Genomic DNA, 20,995 nt, shown 5'->3' on the forward strand with positions numbered 1-20,995 from the left:
CGGCCGTGCGGGGAGCGATGTCGTGTTCACTCAGGGCTGCAAACATCAAAACCCCCCGTTCCGTTCCGTATCCTGTGCCCGCTCATTCCCGGTCTGTTCGCTCGCCAGCTCCTCCAGGAGGAGTGCGAGCACGCTCCGTACACTCTCCATACGAATTTCCGCGCGGTCGCCGTTCAACCGCAGCGCGGTCACTTTCCCGCCACTGACTGCTTCGGAAGCGCCCGCGAAGGGTCCGTCGACGGCCACGAAAACCGTTCCGACGGGCTTGCCGTCCTGCGGTTCCGGGCCCGCGACTCCGGTGGTCGCGATGCCCCAGTCGGCACCGAGCGCCTTGCGCACTCCGGCCGCCATCTGGGCCGCGACCTGCGGATCCACCGCACCTCGCTGGTCCAGCAGGGTGGCGTCGACACCCAGCAGCTCATGCTTCAGCTCCGTGGCGTAGGCGGTCACCGAACCCCGGAACGCCTGGGACGCGCCGGGGACGGCTGTGATTTCCGCCGCAACCAGTCCGCCGGTGAGCGACTCGGCGACCGCGAGCGTCCAACCCTTCACGGTGAGTAGTCGCACCACTTGGGCGGCTGGGGAATTCACGCTTCCGTCTCCTCCAACGCCGCCCGGCGCTCGGCGATTCCCTGCCTGCGCAGCACAATGGCCTGTCTCACATAGTCGAGTCCGGTCACGACGGTCAGCACGACCGCCACAGCCATCACCCAGAACCTCGCGGTGGCCAGCCACCCCGTCAGTGCCAGGATGTACATCCCTACGGCGATGCCCTGGCTGAGGGTCTTGAGCTTGCCACCCCGGCTCGCCGGGATCACGCCGTACCGGATGACGAGGAAACGCAGGAGGGTGATCCCGAGTTCCCTGCCGAGGATGACGATCGTCACCCACCAGGGCAGGTCGCCGAGCCCGGACAGACAGATCAGCGCCGCCCCCATGATCGCCTTGTCGGCGATGGGGTCGGCGATCTTCCCGAAGTCCGTGACGAGGTTGTAGGTGCGCGCCAGGTGTCCGTCGAACAGGTCGGTGATCATGGCGACGGCGAAGGCCGCCCAGGCGAACGAGCGCCACGCGGGGTCGTACCCGCCGTCGGCCAGCATCAGGGCGACGAGGCCGGGCACGAGGAGCAGCCGGAGCATGGTCAGCAGATTGGCGATGTTCCAGACGCTGGCCTGGTTGACGGCCGCGGCGGCGATCTTCCCCCCGCGCGCGGGCTTGGCACCGGAGTCGACGTCGGCCTCCGCAGCCGCGGGGACCGCACTGGCGTGCAGTGCGGCGGCCGTAGCGGAGACCGCGTCCGAGGGAACGCTCGGTGCCGCGCCGGACGCGGCGCCCGAGACCGCGCCCGCCGGTCCGCCCTTCGCGGCGGAGGGGCCACCCGCGGCGGACGCCGGAACCCCGGTCATCTGCCCGCCTCCTCACTACACGCGAGCGAGCCGTCGAGCGGCTCGGCCACCAGGTCGACACCTTCCGTACCGACCACCTTCGCCTCGACCATACGACCGACACTGAGACCTTCGCCGCTCGTGAGCAGCACCTGGCCGTCGGTCTCGGGCGCCTGGTGCGCGCCGCGGCCGTACACGCCCTCCTCGTCGACGGACTCGACCAGCACCTGCACGGTCTCGCCGACGCGCTCCTCGGCGCGCTGCGAGACGAGTTCCTCGGCGAGCCGGGAGACATGGGCCAGCCGCTCCGCGACCACGTCCTCGTCCAGCTTGTTCTCGTACGTCGCCGCTTCGGTGCCCTCCTCGTCGGAGTACCCGAAGACACCGATGGCGTCCAGTCGCGCGCCGTTCAGGAACCGCTCCAGCTCGGCGAGGTCGGCCTCGGTCTCGCCGGGGAAGCCCACGATGAAGTTGGAGCGCACGCCGGCCTCGGGGGCCTTGCCGCGGATGGTGTCGAGGAGCTCCAGGAAGCGGTCGGTGTCACCAAAGCGGCGCATCGCGCGCAGCACGCCGGGGGCGGAGTGCTGGAAGGACAGGTCGAAGTAGGGCACGACCTTGGGCGTGGAGGTGAGCACGTCGATCAGGCCGGGCCGCATCTCGGCCGGCTGGAGGTAGCTGACACGCACGCGTTCCAGTCCGTCGACCTCGGCGAGCTCGGGCAGCAGGGACTCCAGCAGGCGGATGTCGCCGAGGTCCTTGCCGTACGACGTGTTGTTCTCGGAGACCAGCATGATCTCCTTGACGCCCTGCTCGGCCAGCCAGCGCGTCTCGTTGAGGACGTCCGAGGGGCGGCGGGAGATGAAGGAGCCGCGGAAGGACGGGATGGCGCAGAAGGAGCAGCGCCGGTCGCAGCCGGAGGCGAGCTTGACCGAGGCGACCGGGGAGCCGTCCAGACGGCGGCGCAGGGGCGCACGGGGACCGGAGGCCGGAGCGAGCCCCTCCGGAAGGTCGGCGGGAGCAGCCTCGGGGGTCTCGGCGGCCGGACCGTGTCCGGGCAGCGCGACGGACGCTGCCGACTCCTGCCGCTGGGCCGGGCTGATCGGCAGCAGCTTGCGCCGGTCGCGCGGGGTGTGGGCGGCGTGGATGCCACCGCTGAGGATGGTCTGGAGCCGGTCGGAGATGTCGGCGTAGTCGTCGAAGCCGAGCACCCCGTCCGCTTCCGGCAGCGCCTCGGCGAGGTCCTTGCCGTACCGCTCGGCCATGCAGCCCACCGCCACGACGGCCTGGGTTCTGCCGTGCCCCTTGAGGTCGTTCGCCTCCAGGAGGGCGTCGACGGAGTCCTTCTTGGCGGCCTCGACGAAGCCACAGGTGTTGACGACGGCGACATCCGCCTCTGCGGCGTCCTCCACGAGATCCCAGCCGTCCGCCTCCAAACGGCCTGCGAGCTCCTCCGAGTCCACCTCGTTGCGGGCGCAGCCAAGAGTGACGAGTGCGACGGTACGGCGTTCAGGCATGGGCTCAAGACTACTTCGTCCCACTGACACCCCACGTCGAAGGGGTTGGCCGATCGCGGCCAACCCCTTCACAGCGAGAACACGAACAGCGAGCTATCCGACCTGAGGGTCGCCCTTGGTGTACGTCAGGCGCTCCACGGCTCCGGGCTGCCAGTCGTCGTCGATCTTCTTGCCGTTCACGTACAGCTGGATGGCTCCGGCGTCACCGAGGACGAGGTTGATCTTGTCGCTGTCCTGGAAGGTCTTGGAGTCGCCCTTGGTGAGCAGTCCGTCGAAGAGGGTCCGGCCGTTGTGGTCCTTGGCGAGGATCCAGCTCTTGCCGTCGGCGGCGCTGACCTGCACGGTCACCTTGTCCTGGGGCGCCGCCGCGATGGCGCTGTCCGACGGCGTGGGCTTCGGGCTCTCGGGGGTCTTGTCGGACTTGGGCGTCGGGGACTTGCTGGTGGCGGGTGTGGTGCCGTCGGCCACCTGTGTCGTCCCGCCGTCGTCGCCGCCCTTGAAGGCGGTGAACCCGACGAAGCCCACCACGGCGACGATCGCGGCGACCATGGCCGCGGTCCAGTTCGGTCCGCGCCGCTCAGGACGGATGCGTTCCGCCTCGAACAGCGGGGCGGCCGGGGTCGGGGCCGGGCGCCCGCCGCCGTGATCGGCGGCGTACTGGTCCAGAAGGGGGGCCGGGTCCAGATGGACGGCCTTGGCCAGGGTCCGGATGTGGCCCCGGGCGTACACATCGCCACCGCAGGGGGCGAAGTCGTCCGCCTCGATGGCGTGCACGATGGCGATGCGGACCCTGGTGGCACTGCTGACGTCGTCGACGGTCAGCCCGGCCGCGATCCGCGCCTGTTTCAGGGCGTGGCCGACGGAGAGGCGGGCTTCCTGCGGGTCGTCTTCGAACGGACGCTCGTCTTCAGGGGAGTTGCCGATGGACACGGGGGCGCCTTTCGAGCGTTTAGCCACCTGTGCTGGAGGTTCAGTCTAGGGGGGGTGCGAAAGGGTGGGGCAACCGGGCGGTGGGACTTTGTACGCCATCGGAATGGCCGAACACACCGACGGTGGGGCAGCAGCTTTTTGCTTCCCTCAACTTGACGTACGCCGAAGGGAAACGGTTGCTCAATGATCCCTTACGGGTGAGTCACGATCGAACATCGGTGGCCGCACCCGTGTCGGGCTCTCTCTAAGCCTCCCCGCGGATCACCGCGAGCACGCCGTCCAGTTCGTCAGCCTTCACAAGAACGTCACGAGCCTTGGACCCCTCGCTGGGTCCGACGATGCCCCGGGACTCCATCAAGTCCATCAGCCGGCCCGCCTTCGCGAACCCGACCCGCAGCTTGCGCTGGAGCATGGAGGTCGACCCGAACTGCGTGGAGACGACCAGCTCGGCCGCCTGGCACAGCAGGTCGAGGTCGTCGCCGATCTCCTCGTCGATCTCCTTCTTCTGCTTGGTGCCCACGACGACGTCGTCCCGGAAGACAGGTGCCATCTGGTCCTTGCAGTGCTGGACGATCGCCGCGACCTCTTCCTCGGTCACGAAGGCGCCCTGCATACGGGTGGGCTTGTTGGCGCCCATCGGCAGGAACAGCCCGTCGCCCTTGCCGATCAGCTTCTCGGCACCCGGCTGGTCGAGGATGACCCGGGAATCGGCGAGCGAGGACGTGGCGAAGGCGAGCCGCGAGGGCACGTTCGCCTTGATCAGGCCGGTGACGACGTCCACCGACGGCCGCTGGGTGGCGAGCACCAGGTGGATGCCGGCCGCGCGCGCGAGCTGCGTGATCCGCACGATGGCGTCCTCGACGTCCCGCGGGGCGACCATCATCAGGTCGGCGAGCTCGTCGACGATCACCAGCAGATACGGGTACGGCTGGAGCTCACGCTCGCTGCCCTCGGGCAGTTTGACCTTGCCGTTCCTGATGGCCTCGTTGAAGTCGTCGATGTGCCGGAAGCCGTACGCCGCCAGGTCGTCGTAGCGGAGGTCCATCTCCCGTACGACCCACTGGAGGGCCTCGGCGGCCCGCTTCGGGTTGGTGATGATCGGCGTGATCAGGTGCGGGATGCCCTCATAGGCCGTCAGCTCCACCCGCTTGGGGTCGACGAGGACCATGCGCACGTCCTCGGGGGTCGCGCGGACCATGATGGAAGTGATCAAGCAGTTAATGCACGACGACTTACCGGAACCGGTGGCTCCGGCGACGAGGACGTGCGGCATCTTCGCCAGGTTGGCCATCACATAGCCGCCCTCGACGTCCTTGCCGAGCGCGACCAGCATGGGGTGATCGTCCTCGGCGGCCGCCGCGAGCCGCAGCACGTCGCCGAGGTTGACCATCTCCCGGTCGGTGTTGGGGATCTCGATGCCGACCGCGGACTTGCCGGGGATCGGGCTGATGATCCGTACGTCCGGGCTGGCGACGGCGTACGCGATGTTCTTGGCCAGCGCGGTGATCCGCTCGACCTTCACGGCGGGCCCGAGCTCGACCTCGTAGCGCGTGACCGTCGGCCCGCGCGTGAAGCCGGTGACGGCGGCGTCGACCTTGAACTCCGTGAAGACGGTCGTCAGCGAGGCGACTATGGCGTCGTTGGCCGCGCTGCGCGCCTTGCCCGGGCCACCGCGCTCCAGGAGGTCGAGGGAGGGCAGCGCGTAGGTGACGTCGCCGGACAGCTGGAGCTGCTCCGCGCGCGGCGGCAGCTCGCTCGGCGCCTCGGGGGCGGGCTTGGTGAGGTCCGCCACCTCGACCTTGAGCTTCTCCTGCTTCGGACGCGCCTCCTGCTTGGGCCGCGCGGCCGGGACCGGAGTGGGTACCGGGGTCGTCTCCACCCGGTCGCCCACGCTGACGCCCTGGGTGAGGTCGGCGACCAGCGGCGAGGGCGGCAGGCCGTGCATGACGACGCCGTCCAGATCGGCGGCGGCCGCCGCGGCGATGTCCACGGCGTCCATCCGCCGGTCCATCGCGGGCTGCGGCACCGCGGACCGCCGGGGGCGCCCACGACGCTGCGAGAGGGCCTCCTGCTCCGCTCCGTCGGGGTCGTACGACTCGGGGGCGGGACCTCGCCTACGTCCGCCCCGCGCGGGCAGCGCCTCGCGCCACTGCTCGTCGTAGCGCTCGTCGTCCTCGCCGAACTCGTCCTCCGCCGGGTCGGGGAGGATCCCGAGCCGCACACCGAGCTCCCGCAGCCGTCGCGGGATGGCGTTCACCGGGGTGGCCGTGACGACGAGCAGCCCGAAGACCGTCAGCAGCACGAGCAGCGGTACGGCGAGGACGTCGCCCATGGTGTACGTCAGCGGGGTCGCCGCTCCCCAGCCGATCAGGCCGCCGGCATCCCTTATCGCCTGCATGCCGGCGCTGCGGGCGGGCGAGCCGCAGGCGATGTGGACCTGGCCGAGCACGCCGATGACGAGCGCCGACAGGCCGATCACGATCCGGCCGTTGGCCTCGGGCTGCTCGGGGTGCCGGATGAACCGTACGGCGATGACCGCGAGCAGTATCGGCACGAGCAGGTCGAGCCGGCCGAAGGCGCCGGTCACGATGATCTCGACGAGGTCGCCGACCGGCCCGCGCAGGTTCGACCAGGTGCCGGCGGCCACGATCAGGCCGAGGCCGAGCAGCAGGAGTGCCACGCCGTCCTTCCGGTGCGCGGGGTCGAGGTTCTTCGCACCCTGCCCTATTCCGCGGAACACCGCGCCCACGGCATGGGCGACGCCGAGCCAGACGGCGCGGATGAGCCGGAGGACGCCTCCGGTCGGGCTGGGCGCCGGCCTCGGCGGCACGGCCTTCTTCGCCGCGGCCTTTCTGGCGGGCGCCTTCTTCGCCGGGGCTTTCTTCGCAGGCGCCTTCCTCGCCGGCCCCTTCGCGGGAGCGGCAGCCTTCTTGGCGGGCTGCTTCTTGGCTGCGGAGGGACGTGAGGCCATGAGTGTGAGGTTACCGGTGGAGACGACTGCGGACACGTGTGCCCGCTGCTTCACCCGTTCGTGTCGCTTCTGGGGAGGTGTCGAACTGACGCCGGCTCAAGGGGTCCGGCGGCGAGCGTCAGTTCGGCGAAGGCACCGACGGGGAACTCCCTGTGCCCGGCTCCAGCGCGTCCAGGGCTCGCCGCAACCCCGTGAGTTTGCGTTCGAGATGGGCCGCGGTGGCCACCGCGGCCGCGTCCGCGGACTCGTCGTCCAGCTGCTTGGAGAGCGCCTCGGCCTGCTCCTCGACCGCGGCGAGCCGCGCGGACAGCTCGGCGAGCAGTCCCGCCGGCTCCTTCGCGTCCCCGACCGCCGCCTTGCCCGCGCCGCCACCCTCCAACTGGAGCCGCAGCAACGCCGCCTGTTCCCGCAGCTGGCAGTTCTTCATGTAGAGCTCGACGAACACCGAGACCTTCGCGCGCAGCACCCACGGGTCGAACGGCTTGGAGATGTAGTCCACCGCACCCGCCGCGTACCCCCGGAAGGTGTGATGCGGCCCGTGGTTGATGGCGGTGAGGAAGATGATCGGGATGTCCCGGGTCCGCTCCCGCCGTTTGATGTGCGCCGCGGTCTCGAAACCGTCCATGCCAGGCATCTGGACGTCCAGCAGAATCACCGCGAAGTCGTCCGTGAGCAGCGCCTTGAGCGCTTCCTCCCCGGACGATGCCCGCACCAGTGTCTGATCGAGCGCGGAGAGGATGGCCTCCAGCGCCAGCAGATTCTCCGGCCGGTCATCGACCAGGAGGATCTTGGCCTTCTGCACCATGGCCCGCCCTCCTCGCCCCGGATGTGCACCGGGTGCCGCCCCTGGGGACGACTCCCTTTCGCCGCCCGTCCTTGTGCCGGTCATCGTAGCCGCACCCTGTCTGTCGCCACACCCTGTCACCGTGATGTCACTGTGCACGTAGCAGAAACGTAGCGGGAGACCAGAAGGTTCCCCGAATCCCGTACTTCTACACGGCGTCGGGCACACTGAGTCAGCAACTCCGCGTGAACTTCGCGGAATCCCATCACTCCCCCCGCATCCACTGTTGCATCACCGACAGCAGATGATCGGGATCGACCGGCTTGGTCACGTAGTCGGAGGCGCCCGACTCGATCGCCTTCTCCCGGTCGCCCTTCATCGCCTTGGCGGTCAGCGCGATGATCGGGAGCCCGGCGAACTGCGGCATCCTGCGGATCGCGCTGGTCGTCGCGTATCCGTCCATCTCGGGCATCATGATGTCCATCAGGACGACCGCCACATCTTCGTGCTGTTCCAGCACCTCGATGCCCTCACGGCCGTTCTCCGCGTAGAGGACCGACAGTCCGTGCTGTTCGAGGACGCTGGTGAGCGCGAAGACGTTGCGGATGTCGTCGTCGACGATCAGCACCTTCTCCCCGCCGAACCGGATGCCCCGGCGCGGCTGCGGCGCGGACTGGTGCTCCACCGCCGACCACTGGTCCGGCTGCCCGATCCGCTGATCAAGGGACGGCGCGGTCCTGCGACGGCGCCGGAACAGCGCCGCGGCCCCGTTCTGCGTCTCCTGGTACGACCGCACCTCGGCCGGCGTCTCGACCTCGACGCCGCCCATCCCGTTCTCCGACGTGGACGCCACCAGGTCGCCGGCCTCCAGGGCGGGCATGGACTGCTGGTAACCCTGCGGTGGCAGTTCGCTCGGGTGCAGCGGCAAATACAGTGTGAACGTCGATCCGCGTCCCGGCTCGCTCTGCGCGTGGATCTCGCCGCCGAGCAGTTGCGCGATCTCCCGCGAGATCGACAGCCCGAGGCCCGTGCCGCCGTACTTGCGGCTCGTCGTGCCGTCGGCCTGCTTGAACGCCTCGAAGATCACCCGCATCTTGCTGGCCGCGATACCGATGCCGGTGTCGGTCACCGAGAACGCGATCAGGTCGGCGTCCGGGTCGCGCAGCGAACCGGCCTCCAGCAACTGTTCCCGGATCGCCACCGGCACATCCCGCCCGGCGGGCCGGATGACCAGCTCGACGGCCCCGGAGTCGGTGAACTTCACCGCGTTGGACAGCAGGTTCCGCAGCACCTGGAGCAGGCGCTGTTCGTCGGTGTGCAGGGTGGCGGGCAGCTCGGGCGAGACCCGTACGGACAGGTCCAGGCCCTTCTCCGCGGTCAGCGGCCGGAAGGTGGCCTCCACGTAGTCGACCAGCTGCACGAGCGCGATACGCGTCGGTGAGACGTCCATCTTGCCCGCCTCGACCTTCGACAGGTCGAGGATGTCGTTGATCAGCTGGAGCAGGTCGGAGCCCGCGCCATGGATGGTCTCGGCGAACTCGACCTGCTTGGGGGTGAGGTTGGAGTCCGCGTTGTCGGCGAGCAGCTTGGCGAGGATCAGCAGCGAGTTCAGCGGAGTCCGCAGCTCGTGCGACATGTTGGCCAGGAACTCGCTCTTGTACCGCATCGACACGGCCAGCTGCTCGGCGCGTTCCTCCAGGACCTGCCGCGCCTCCTCGATCTCGGTGTTCTTGACCTCGATGTCGCGGTTCTGCTGGGCCAGCAGCTCGGCCTTCTCCTCCAGCTCGGCGTTGGACGCCTGGAGGGCCTTCTGCCGGTTCTCCAACTCGGCCGACCGCTCCCGCAGTTGCTCGGTCAGCTCCTGCGACTGCTTCAGCAGTACCTCCGTCTTGGTGTTGACGGAGATGGTGTTGACGCTGGTCGCGATCATCTCGGCGATCTGGTTGAGGAAATCCTTCTGGATCTGCGTGAAGGGTGTGAAGGACGCGAGCTCGATGACACCGAGCACCTTGCCCTCGAACAGCACCGGGAGGACGATCACTTGCGCGGGCGGCGCCTCCCCGAGACCGGAGGAGATCTTCAGATAGCCGCTGGGCGCGTTCTCCACCAGGATCGTGCGCTTCTCCTCGGCCGCCGTCCCGATGAGCGCCTCCCCCGGCCGGAACGACGTCGGCATGGAGCCCATCGAGTAGCCGTACGACCCGAGCATCCGCAGCTCGTACTGCTCCTCCGCCTCGGCGCTCACGTCCTTGCCGTCCAGGAGCGGCATCGCCACGAAGAACGCGCCGTGCTGCGCGGTCACCACCGGCGTCAGCTCGCTCATGATCAGCGAGGCCACGTCCTCCAGGTCCCGGCGGCCCTGCATGAGCGCCGAGATACGGGCCAGGTTGCCCTTGAGCCAGTCCTGCTCCTTGTTGGCGATCGTGGTGTCGCGCAGGTTGGCGATCATCTTGTTGATGTAGTCCTGGAGCTCCTGGATCTCCCCGGACGCGTCCACATCGATCTTCAGGTTCAGGTCGCCCCGGGTCACCGCGGTCGCCACGCGCGCGATGGCGCGGACCTGCCGAGTAAGGTTTCCTGCCATTTCGTTCACGGACTCGGTCAGGTCGCGCCAGGTGCCGTCGACGTCACGCACACGTGCCTGGCCGCCGAGCTGTCCTTCGGTGCCCACCTCGCGGGCCACCCGGGTGACCTCCTCGGCGAAGGACGACAGCTGGTCGACCATCGTGTTGATGGTCGTCTTCAGCTCCAGGATCTCGCCGCGGGCGTCGATGTCGATCTTCTTGGTCAGGTCGCCCTTGGCGATGGCCGTGGTCACCATGGCGATGTTCCGCACCTGACCGGTCAGGTTGGACGCCATCTGGTTCACGGACTCGGTGAGGTCCTTCCAAGTGCCGGCCACACCGGGCACCCGCGCCTGACCGCCCAGGATGCCGTCCGTGCCCACCTCGCGGGCCACCTTGGTGACCTGGTCGGCGAACGAGCTCAGCGTCTTCACCATGGTGTTGAAGGTGTCTGCGAGCTGCGCGACCTCACCGCGCGCCTCGATCGTCACCGTCCGCGTGAGGTCCCCGTTGGCGACCGCGTTCGCGACCTGGGAGATGTTGCGCACCTGCATGGTCAGGTTGTTGGCCATCAGGTTCACGTTGTCGCTGAGGTCCTTCCAGATGCCCGTGACACCCGGAACCCGCGCCTGACCGCCCAGCTGCCCCTCGGTGCCCACCTCGCGGGCCACCCGGGTCACCTGCTCGGCGAAGGACGACAGCTGGTCGACCATCGTGTTGACGGTGGTGACGAGCTCGAGGATCTCGCCCTTCGCGTCGACGGTGATCTTCTTCGAGAGATCGCCCTTGGCGACCGCCGTGGTGACCTCGGCGATGTTGCGCACCTGAATGGTCAGGTTGTTCGCCATGAAGTTCACGGACTGCGTGAGGTCCTTCCAGGTGCCGGAGACACCCTGCACCTCGGCCTGGCCGCCCAGGATGCCCTCGGTGCCCACCTCGCGGGCCACCCGCGTCACCTGGTCGGCGAAGCTGGACAGCTGGTCGACCATCGTGTTGAGGGTGTTCTTCAGCTCCAGGATCTCGCCGCGCGCGTCCACGTCGATCTTCTGCGACAGGTCACCCCGGGCCACCGCGGTGGCCACCTGGGCGATGTTGCGCACCTGGGCCGTAAGGTTTCCTGCCATTCCGTTCACGGAGTCGGTCAGGTCACGCCACACCCCGGCGACGCCGGGCACCTGAGCCTGGCCGCCGAGGCGCCCCTCGGTGCCCACCTCGCGGGCCACGCGGGTCACCTGGTCCGCGAAGGCGGAGAGCTGGTCGACCATCGTGTTGATGGTGTTCTTCAGCTCCAGGATCTCGCCGCGCGCGTCCACGTCGATCTTCTGCGACAGGTCACCCCGGGCCACCGCCGTCGTCACCTGGGCGATCTGCCGTACCTGCGAGGTGAGGTTGCCACCCATGAAGTTGACGGAGTCGGTGAGCTCCTTCCAGGTCCCGGAGACACCGGGCACGACGGCCTGACCGCCGAGGCGGCCCTCGGTGCCCACGTCCCGGGCCATCCGCGTCACCTGGTCGGCGAAGGCGGAGAGCTGGTCCACCATCGTGTTCACGGTGTTCTTCAGCTGGAGCATCTCGCCGGAGACGTCCACGGTGACCTTCTGCGACAGGTCACCGTTGGCCACCGCCGTCGTCACCTGGGCGATGTTCCTCACCTGTCCGGTGAGGTTCCTGAACGCGGTGTTGACGGAGTCGGTGAGGTCCTTCCAGGTACCGGCGGCGCCTGGCACCTGCGCCTGTCCGCCCAGCTCACCCTCGACACCGATCTCGCGCGCGACCCGCGTGACCTCGGCACCGAACGCCGACAGCTGGTCCACCATGCCGTTGACGGTGTTCTTCAGCTCCAGCATCTCGCCGGCCACGTCGACGGTGACCTTCTGCGACAGATCACCGTTGGCCACCGCCGTCGTCACGGCGGCGATGTCGCGCACCTGGGTGGTGAGGTTCCGGAAGACCGTGTTCACCGAGTCGGTGAGGTCCTTCCACGTCCCCGCCGCACCCGGCACGTTCGCCTGCCCGCCGAGCTGCCCCTCGGCACCGACCTCGTTGGCCACACGCGTGACCTCGTCCGCGAAGATCCGCAGCGTCTCGGTCATCTGGTTGATCGTGTCGGCGAGCTGCGCGACCTCGCCGCGTGCGGAGACCGTCACCTTCTGCGACAGGTCACCGCTGGCGACCGCAGTCGTCACCTGGGCGATCCCGCGCACCTGGGCCGTCAGGTTGCCGGCCATGAGGTTCACCGAATCGGTGAGGTCCTTCCACACCCCGGCCACACCCGGCACCTGCGCCTGACCGCCGAGCTCGCCCTCGACACCCACCTCGCGCGCGACGCGGGTCACCTCGGAGGAGAACGAGGAGAGCTGGTCCACCATCGTGTTGACGGTGTTCTTCAGCTCCAGCATCTCGCCGGCCACGTGAACCGTGACCTTCCTGGACAGATCTCCCTTGGCGACGGCCGTGGTCACCAGCGCGATGTCCCGCACCTGGGCCGTCAGCCGGTACGCCATCGTGTTGACGGACTCCGTCAGGTCCTTCCAGGAGCCCGACATGCCACGCACGCGTGCCTGGCCGCCGAGCTTGCCCTCGGTGCCGACCTCGCTGGCCACCCGGGTGACCTCGTCGGTGAACGTCGAGAGCTGATCGACAAGGTTGTTCACCGTCCGCCCGACCTTCAGGAACTCCCCGCGCAAGGGATGCCCCGACCCGTCCGGCGCCTGCGTCCTGAGCTCCATCCGGGGCGACAGATCGCCCTCCGCCACCGCGGACAGCACCCGGCCGACCTCGGAGACGGGCCGTACGAGATCGTCCACGAGCGCGTTGGAGGCATCGATGGCGGACGCCCAGGAGCCCTCACAGGCGCCTGTTTCCAGCCGTTCTGTGAGCTTGCCCTCGCGGCCCACCATGCGCCGCACCCGTGACAGCTCGCCCGTCAGATGCAGATTGCGGTCGGCCACCTCGTTGAAGACGGCCGCGATCTCCGACATCACGCCGTCGCCGGACACCGTGAGCCGCTTGCGGAAGTTCCCGTCACGCATCGAGACCAGCGCCGCCATCAGCCGGTCCAGGGCGGCCGTGTCCACCGCGGTGGTCCCGCTGCGCGGTTTGCGCTGGCCGCTCGGGGACTGTCCGCCCTTCGCGCGCGTCCTAGTGCCCCGCGTCGCTGCGCCAGACTCCACTGTGTCCCTCCCGCAGGGGTCGACCGTTACTGCTGTGCTCGGGTGGTACCGCGCGGCACACCGGTTGCTGCCGCGCGCTTCTGCTTACTACAGCGATATTTCAACCAGGCGTGCGAACCCGCACCACGGGCTGCTGCCCGCCGTACGAGCAAGCCACTCGGCCTGCCCGAACCTTCTTCAGGAGCCTGCCCAGTGTTTCACCCCGGTTGAACCCGGCCATAACAGTTCGGCAGCTTCGCACATCGTCCGCACACCCTCCGGACGGAAACACTGCAGACCGGCATCCGCATGGCCGTCGAAGGTAAGTAACCTTGCATGCGGCTGTCCAGCCGAGCCGGTCCGTCCGGCCTGGGCGGTGGCACGAGCACGAGCGGGCATCGGAGGGCGGCCGCACACATGACCACCGGACTGATCCCCGGGGGACAGAACCCGGATCCCCGGCCGACGGGCGGTCTGCCGCATCAGCGGCACGAGCCGGTCGGCCAGGCAGCCCTGCACGTCGACAACCGGTCGAGGAGTTCCGTGATCACCGCGCGCGCGGCAGCCAGCTTCGAGCCCGTCGGACGATCGGTGGCGACCGCCCGGTCCTTCGTCCGCGACACCCTCCAGGGCTGGGGCTTCGCCGACATCGTCGACGACGCGGTGGTCCTCACCAGCGAACTCGTCACCAATGCCGTGGTCCACGCGGGCACGTCCGCCGACGTTCTGTGCCTGCGCAGTGACGACGGTGTACGGATCGAGGTGGCCGACCACTACCCCGAACGTGAGATCCCCCTCCAGGGCCAGGCCGTCAACATGGGCAACCTCGACCGCGAGGGCGGCCGCGGCCTCCAGCTCTGCGCCGCACTCGCCGGCCGGTGGGGCGTCGAGTACACCCCCACCCACAAGCAGGTCTGGTTCCAGCTCCACCTGCCCGAGCGCCCGGTGGGCACCCGCACCGCGGGCCCGTCGCTGCCCGCGGACCTCCTCCCGCTGGCCGACGGCCGCGTCCGCGTCGCCGTCGTCCAGATCGACCGCACGGGCGCCATCACCTCGTGGAACGAGGACGCCGAGGAACTCTTCGGCTACGGCGCCGATCAGGTCCTCGGCAAGCCCCTGACCGACCTCGCGGCCTGGCCGCACACCCCGGGCACCGGCACCGGCATCGCCGAGGCACTCCAGCTCTCACGCTGGGAGGGCAGCTACGGCATAAGGGCCGCCAACGGCCGCGTCACCTCGGTCTACGCCTCCCACCTGCGCGTCCGCGACACCGGCGGCGAGCCCTCCACCGTCTGCCTCCTGGTCCGCGACCACGAACGGGCTGTACTCCAGACGCCGTTGCGCGTCCCCTCCTCCGACACGACCACCTCCGCCGACGGCCAGAGCACCGACCCCTTCGAGGTGTTCATCGGCTCCCCCGCCCCGGACGACCTCGACGGCCTGCTCCAGCGCACGGTCGAACGCGCCCGCGACATGCTCGACGGCGACTCCGCCTTCCTGCTCCTCGCGACCGACGACGAGACGGAGCTGGAGGTCCGCGCCTCCACCGGCCTGCCCTCCGCCCGTCAGCGCTTCGCGCGCGTGCCCGTCGAGGCGGGCCCTGGCCGCTACGGCTCCGCCCGCATGCCGGCCGTCCACGACGACCTGTCGGCCGTACCGGGCGCCGTACCGCTCCTGAGCGGCACCGGCATGCGCTCGGTCGTCACGGTCCCGTTGAAGGTCGAGGGACGCCTCACCGGCTCCCTGGGCGTGGCCGCGGAGGGCCCCGGCAGATACTCGAACGAAGAGGCCCTGCGCCTCCAGTTCGCCGCCGACCGCATCGCGTTGGCCGTCGAGTCGGCCCGCCTCGGCGAACTCGAACGCCTGCGCCGCGGCTCCCTGAGCTTCCTCGTCGAGGCCTCGGACCTCCTCGCCGGCACCCTGGACCGCGACCAGACACTGGCCCTCATGGCCCAGATGACCGTCCCCACCCTGGCCACCTGGTGTGCCGTCTACACGATCGCCGACCAGGCCTCGGATCCCTATCTGTCGTACGTCTTGCACGAGGACGAGGAACTCATCGACGGCATCAAGTCGTTGCTGTCGAAGATCCAGCCTCCGGACCCGGTCCCCACCCCCGGCGCGCGCGTCTGGTCGGCCCCCGGCGAGGCGGCCCACCAGGCGGCCCTGCGCAGCTCCATGCGCAGCCTCGGCCTCACCGGCGGCCAGACCCACCAGCTCGCCTCCGGAATCGGCCCCACGCTCGCCACGGCCTCCGCGGTGGGCGGCGAGACAGTCGTCCTGCCCCTGGTCGCCCGCAACCGTGTCATCGGCATGCTGACCCTCGGCAAGCCGGCCGACGAACACTTCCGCCAGGAAATCCTGGAACTGGCCGAGGACCTGTCCCGCCGGGCCGCCCTCGCCCTCGACAACGCCCGCCTCTACTCCGAGCGCACGGCCATCAGCCAGTCCCTCCAGCGCAGCCTCCTGCCGCCCGAGCTGCCCCAGATCGACGGCGTCGAGGTCGAGGTCATCTACCGCGCGGCCGGCGAGGGCAACGAGGTCGGCGGCGACTTCTACGATCTCTTCCCCATCAGCGACGGCGCGTACGGCTTCGCCATCGGTGACGTCTGCGGCACGGGCCCGAACGCGGCGGCGGTGACGGGCCTGGCGCGGCACGCCCTGCGCCTCCTGGCCAGGGAGGGCCTGAGCGGCCCGGCGGTCCTTGAGCGCCTGAACTCCGCGATCCTCGACGAGGGCGCCCGCAGCCGCTTCCTGACCCTGCTCTACGGCGAGCTGTGGCCGCAGGAGGACGGCAGCGCCCGCCTGAAGGTCGTCTGCGCCGGCCACCCGCTCCCCCTCCGCCTGCGCCAGGACGGCACCGTGGAACCGGCCGCCGAACCACAGCCGCTCCTCGGCGTGATGGAGGACCTGGAGCTCTACGAGGAGACGGTCACCCTCGACCCGGGCGACGTCCTCCTCTGCGTCACGGACGGCGTCACAGAACGCCGGGAAGGCACCCGCATGCTGGGCGACGACGGTCTCGCCGACGTCCTCACCACCTGTACGGGCCTGACGGCCGGCGCGGTCGCGGCCCGCATCATGCGCGCGGTCGAACGCTTCGCCTCCGACGCCCCGTCCGACGACATGGCGATCCTGGCCATGCGCGTCCCGGGTCTGCACACGGACTGAGAGAGAACACGAAAAAGGCCCCGCCCGAATGGGCGGGGCCTTTTGGCTGGAGCCCCCTAACGGAATCGAACCGTTGACCTTCTCCTTACCATGGAGACGCTCTGCCGACTGAGCTAAGGGGGCCTGTCGCTTTCCGAGGTTTCCCTCGCGGCAACGGAATAGATCATACCCCGAGCAGACCCGTGCTCCCAACTCGCTCAGAAAGCAGGCTGAAGCAGTCCCCCGAGGGCATTGCACGCGGCCACCACCCGCTGCATGTCCCGCTTGGTCAGCGAGGCATCGACCGGCAACGCAAGCGTCTCGTCGGCGGCCAGTTCGGTCTCCGGCAGCGACACACAACGCCGGAACTCGGGAAGCCGGTGCACAGGCGTCTTCACCGGCACCCGGCACTCAACTCCCTTGCTCCGCAGGGCCCGGGCGAACGCGTCCCGGTCCGGCCGCCCGTTTCCGGGAACCCGCACGACGTACTGCTGGTAGGTGTGCCCGTCCCCGCCGTCGGGCGTGCGCACCCCGCGCAGCCTCCCATCGAGATAGCAGGCCCGCTCCCGCCGCTGAGCGGTCTCGTCGTACGGCGCCTCGGACTCGCCTTCCTGCAGCACCAGCAGCCCGTGCCGCCGCCCGACCTCGAGCAGCCGCGCCATGTCGGCCGGCCGCCCGAATCGGTGGACGACAACGACGGCCGCCGTCCGCGGAGTTACGGCCGCTTCGACAGCGGACGCGTCCAGGCAGTAGCTGACCGGATGTATGTCCGCGAACACCGGGAGCGCACCCGCGAGTGTCACCGCTTCCGCGACTTCGACGTTCCCGAAGGCCGGTACGACGACCTCGTCACCGACTCCGACGCCGGCGGCCCTGAGCATTGCAGCAGTACCCATGCTGGGGATGGTGGTTGCGCAACGTGAACTTCAAGTGACGCCCAACAAAAAAGGGTTGGACCCCGAACCGAAGTTCAGGATCCAACCCTTTGAAGAATTGTTCGGCGGTGTCCTACTCTCCCACAGGGTCCCCCCTGCAGTACCATCGGCGCTGTAAGGCTTAGCTTCCGGGTTCGGAATGTAACCGGGCGTTTCCCTCACGCTATGACCACCGAAACACTATGAAGTTCGACCGGAAAAAGACACAGTCGTTGCCTCAGAACTAACACAGTGGACGCGAGCAACTGAGGACAAGCCCTCGGCCTATTAGTACCGGTCACCTCCACCCATTACTGGGCTTCCAGATCCGGCCTATCAACCCAGTCGTCTACTGGGAGCCTTAACCCCTCAAGGGGGTGGGAGTCCTCATCTCGAAGCAGGCTTCCCGCTTAGATGCTTTCAGCGGTTATCCCTCCCGAACGTAGCCAACCAGCCATGCCCTTGGCAGGACAACTGGCACACCAGAGGTTCGTCCGTCCCGGTCCTCTCGTACTAGGGACAGCCCTTCTCAAGACTCCTACGCGCACAGCGGATAGGGACCGAACTGTCTCACGACGTTCTAAACCCAGCTCGCGTACCGCTTTAATGGGCGAACAGCCCAACCCTTGGGACCGACTCCAGCCCCAGGATGCGACGAGCCGACATCGAGGTGCCAAACCATCCCGTCGATATGGACTCTTGGGGAAGATCAGCCTGTTATCCCCGGGGTACCTTTTATCCGTTGAGCGACGGCGCTTCCACAAGCCACCGCCGGATCACTAGTCCCGACTTTCGTCCCTGCTCGACCCGTCGGTCTCACAGTCAAGCTCCCTTGTGCACTTACACTCAACACCTGATTACCAACCAGGCTGAGGGAACCTTTGGGCGCCTCCGTTACTCTTTAGGAGGCAACCGCCCCAGTTAAACTACCCATCAGACACTGTCCCTGATCCGGATCACGGACCCAGGTTAGACATCCAGCACGACCAGACTGGTATTTCAACGACGACTCCACCTGAACTGGCGTCCAAGCTTCACAGTCTCCCAGCTATCCTACACAAGCCGAACCGAACACCAATATCAAACTGTAGTAAAGGTCCCGGGGTCTTTCCGTCCTGCTGCGCGAAACGAGCATCTTTACTCGTAGTGCAATTTCACCGGGCCTATGGTTGAGACAGTCGAGAAGTCGTTACGCCATTCGTGCAGGTCGGAACTTACCCGACAAGGAATTTCGCTACCTTAGGATGGTTATAGTTACCACCGCCGTTTACTGGCGCTTAAGTTCTCAGCTTCGCCACACCGAAATGTGACTAACCGGTCCCCTTAACGTTCCAGCACCGGGCAGGCGTCAGTCCGTATACATCGCCTTACGGCTTCGCACGGACCTGTGTTTTTAGTAAACAGTCGCTTCTCGCTGGTCTCTGCGGCCACCCCCAGCTCGAGGAGCAAGTCCTCTCACCAGTGATGGCCCCCCTTCTCCCGAAGTTACGGGGGCATTTTGCCGAGTTCCTTAACCATAGTTCACCCGAACGCCTCGGTATTCTCTACCTGACCACCTGAGTCGGTTTAGGGTACGGGCCGCCATGAAACTCGCTAGAGGCTTTTCTCGACAGCATAGGATCATCCACTTCACCACAATCGGCTCGGCATCAGGTCTCAGCCTTATGTGCGACGGATTTACCTATCACACGGCCTACACCCTTACCCCGGGACAACCACCGCCCGGGCTGGACTACCTTCCTGCGTCACCCCATCACTCACCTACTACAAGTCTGGTTCGCCGGCTCCACCACTTTCCTTTCCCCGAAGGGTCCGGAACGGCTTCACGGACTTAGCATCGCCTGGTTCGATGTTTGACGCTTCACAGCGGGTACCGGAATATCAACCGGTTATCCATCGACTACGCCTGTCGGCCTCGCCTTAGGTCCCGACTTACCCTGGGCAGATCAGCTTGACCCAGGAACCCTTAGTCAATCGGCGCACACGTTTCCCACGTGTGTATCGCTACTCATGCCTGCATTCTCACTCGTGAACCGTCCACCACTAGCTTCCGCTGCAGCTTCACCCGGCACACGACGCTCCCCTACCCATCACAGCGGGCGTTGGCCCTCATGCTGCAATGACACGACTTCGGCGGTACGCTTGAGCCCCGCTACATTGTCGGCGCGGAATCACTAGACCAGTGAGCTATTACGCACTCTTTCAAGGGTGGCTGCTTCTAAGCCAACCTCCTGGTTGTCTCTGCGACTCCACATCCTTTCCCACTTAGCGTACGCTTAGGGGCCTTAGTCGATGCTCTGGGCTGTTTCCCTCTCGACCATGGAGCTTATCCCCCACAGTCTCACTGCCGCGCTCTCACTTACCGGCATTCGGAGTTTGGCTAAGGTCAGTAACCCGGTAGGGCCCATCGCCTATCCAGTGCTCTACCTCCGGCAAGAAACACACGACGCTGCACCTAAATGCATTTCGGGGAGAACCAGCTATCACGGAGTTTGATTGGCCTTTCACCCCTAACCACAGGTCATCCCCCAGGTTTTCAACCCTGGTGGGTTCGGTCCTCCACGAAGTCTTACCTCCGCTTCAACCTGCCCATGGCTAGATCACTCCGCTTCGGGTCTTGAGCGTGCTACTCAAACGCCCTATTAGGACTCGCTTTCGCTACGGCTACCCCACCCGGGTTAACCTCGCAACACACCGCAAACTCGCAGGCTCATTCTTCAAAAGGCACGCAGTCACGAGGCAAGCACAAGTGCTTGCCCGACGCTCCCACGGCTTGTAGGCACACGGTTTCAGGTACTATTTCACTCCGCTCCCGCGGTACTTTTCACCATTCCCTCACGGTACTATCCGCTATCGGTCACCAGGGAATATTTAGGCTTAGCGGGTGGTCCCGCCAGATTCACACGGGATTTCTCGGGCCCCGTGCTACTTGGGTGTCTCTCAAACGAGCCGCTGATGTTTCGACTACGGGGGTCTTACCCTCTACGCCGGACCTTTCGCATGTCCTTCGCCTACATCAACGGTTTCTGACTCGTCTCACAGCCGGCAGACTGTGAAAGAGAGATCCCACAACCCCGCATGCGCAACCCCTGCCGGGTCTCACACGCATACGGTTTGGCCTCATCCGGTTTCGCTCGCCACTACTCCCGGAATCACGGTTGTTTTCTCTTCCTGCGGGTACTGAGATGTTTCACTTCCCCGCGTTCCCTCCACATACCCTATGTGTTCAGGTATGGGTGACAGCCCATGACGACTGCCGGGTTTCCCCATTCGGAAACCCCCGGATCAAAGCCTGGTTGACGACTCCCCGGGGACTATCGTGGCCTCCCACGTCCTTCATCGGTTCCTGGTGCCAAGGCATCCACCGTGCGCCCTTAAAAACTTGGCCACAGATGCTCGCGTCCACTGTGCAGTTCTCAAACAACGACCAGCCACCCATCACCCCGGAGCTTCACTCCGAGTTCACTGGGGCCGGTATCAGAGGGGGTTCATTCCCTCAGACACCCAACAGCGTGCCCGACACCCTCGCCACTCGTGATCAGCTTTCCACGCTCCGAAGAGCAGTACTGGCAGCCCGAGATGACTGAAAGTGCCGAATAATCAACGTTCCACCCATGAGCAACCACCGCAG

Annotated in this window: 9 protein-coding genes, 1 tRNA gene and 2 rRNA genes; 1 reads left to right on the plus strand and 11 read right to left on the minus strand. The window is 67.3% G+C overall.

The window, feature by feature from the left end:
• Positions 1-45: 45 nt before the first annotated feature.
• From D1369_RS10815 to D1369_RS10845, 7 genes are all read right to left on the minus strand, one after another.
• Positions 46-591 (minus strand): CinA family protein, encoded by a 546-nt coding sequence (locus tag D1369_RS10815; protein WP_007385113.1) that lies wholly within the window; start codon positions 589-591, stop codon positions 46-48.
• Positions 588-1,406, minus strand: coding sequence for a CDP-diacylglycerol--glycerol-3-phosphate 3-phosphatidyltransferase (gene pgsA, locus D1369_RS10820; RefSeq protein ID WP_007385112.1), 819 nt, complete (start codon positions 1,404-1,406; stop codon positions 588-590). Before pgsA ends, D1369_RS10815 begins: the two co-directional genes overlap by 4 nt.
• Positions 1,403-2,899: a 30S ribosomal protein S12 methylthiotransferase RimO gene (gene rimO / locus D1369_RS10825; protein WP_007385111.1), complete on the minus strand. Its 1,497-nt coding sequence runs from the start codon at positions 2,897-2,899 to the stop codon at positions 1,403-1,405. The genes pgsA and rimO overlap by 4 nt, the downstream gene beginning before the upstream one ends.
• A gap of 93 nt (positions 2,900-2,992) precedes the next feature.
• Complete coding sequence (locus D1369_RS10830) at positions 2,993-3,829, minus strand: helix-turn-helix domain-containing protein (protein ID WP_037901599.1); 837 nt, start codon at positions 3,827-3,829, stop codon at positions 2,993-2,995.
• 244 nt (positions 3,830-4,073) lie between these two features.
• A complete protein-coding gene (locus D1369_RS10835; protein WP_050789917.1) occupies positions 4,074-6,800 on the minus strand; it encodes a DNA translocase FtsK in 2,727 nt (908 codons plus the stop codon).
• Positions 6,801-6,918: 118 nt separating this feature from the next.
• On the minus strand, positions 6,919-7,605 hold the full coding sequence (locus D1369_RS10840) for a response regulator (protein ID WP_007385108.1): 687 nt from the start codon (positions 7,603-7,605) through the stop codon (positions 6,919-6,921).
• A 244-nt stretch (positions 7,606-7,849) separates the two neighbouring features.
• Positions 7,850-13,321, minus strand: a complete 5,472-nt coding sequence (locus D1369_RS10845) for a HAMP domain-containing protein (protein ID WP_007385107.1) — start codon at positions 13,319-13,321, stop codon at positions 7,850-7,852.
• A 396-nt stretch (positions 13,322-13,717) separates the two neighbouring features.
• Between D1369_RS10845 and D1369_RS10855 the strand changes: the two genes are divergently transcribed.
• Positions 13,718-16,471, plus strand: a complete 2,754-nt coding sequence (locus tag D1369_RS10855; protein WP_007385106.1) for a SpoIIE family protein phosphatase — start codon at positions 13,718-13,720, stop codon at positions 16,469-16,471.
• A gap of 47 nt (positions 16,472-16,518) precedes the next feature.
• On the opposite strand, the gene D1369_RS10860 is transcribed toward D1369_RS10855, so the two are convergent.
• From D1369_RS10860 to D1369_RS10875, 4 genes are all read right to left on the minus strand, one after another.
• Positions 16,519-16,594: transfer RNA gene (locus tag D1369_RS10860), tRNA-Thr, on the minus strand.
• Positions 16,595-16,668: 74 nt separating this feature from the next.
• Positions 16,669-17,331 (minus strand): DegT/DnrJ/EryC1/StrS family aminotransferase, encoded by a 663-nt coding sequence (locus tag D1369_RS10865; RefSeq protein WP_037901596.1) that lies wholly within the window; start codon positions 17,329-17,331, stop codon positions 16,669-16,671.
• Between the two features lie 114 nt (positions 17,332-17,445).
• Positions 17,446-17,562 (minus strand): 5S ribosomal RNA (gene rrf, locus D1369_RS10870).
• Positions 17,563-17,632: 70 nt separating this feature from the next.
• A 23S ribosomal RNA gene (locus D1369_RS10875) occupies positions 17,633-20,752 on the minus strand.
• Positions 20,753-20,995: the final 243 nt, after the last annotated feature.

It is taken from the genome of Streptomyces sp. CC0208 (assembly GCF_003443735.1).
Taxonomy (GTDB): Bacteria; Actinomycetota; Actinomycetes; order Streptomycetales; family Streptomycetaceae; genus Streptomyces; species Streptomyces sviceus.

What these genes read in the sequence shown, in the direction of transcription:
- pgsA (WP_007385112.1), bottom strand. Translation starts at nt 1,406, where the DNA reads ATGACCGGGGTTCCGGCGTCCGCCGCGGGTGGCCCCTCCGCCGCGAAG.
- rimO (WP_007385111.1), bottom strand. Translation starts at nt 2,899, where the DNA reads ATGCCTGAACGCCGTACCGTCGCACTCGTCACTCTTGGCTGCGCCCGC.
- D1369_RS10835 (WP_050789917.1), bottom strand. Translation starts at nt 6,800, where the DNA reads ATGGCCTCACGTCCCTCCGCAGCCAAGAAGCAGCCCGCCAAGAAGGCT.
- D1369_RS10840 (WP_007385108.1), bottom strand. Translation starts at nt 7,605, where the DNA reads ATGGTGCAGAAGGCCAAGATCCTCCTGGTCGATGACCGGCCGGAGAAT.
- D1369_RS10855 (WP_007385106.1), top strand. Translation starts at nt 13,718, where the DNA reads ATGACCACCGGACTGATCCCCGGGGGACAGAACCCGGATCCCCGGCCG.
- D1369_RS10865 (WP_037901596.1), bottom strand. Translation starts at nt 17,331, where the DNA reads ATGCTCAGGGCCGCCGGCGTCGGAGTCGGTGACGAGGTCGTCGTACCG.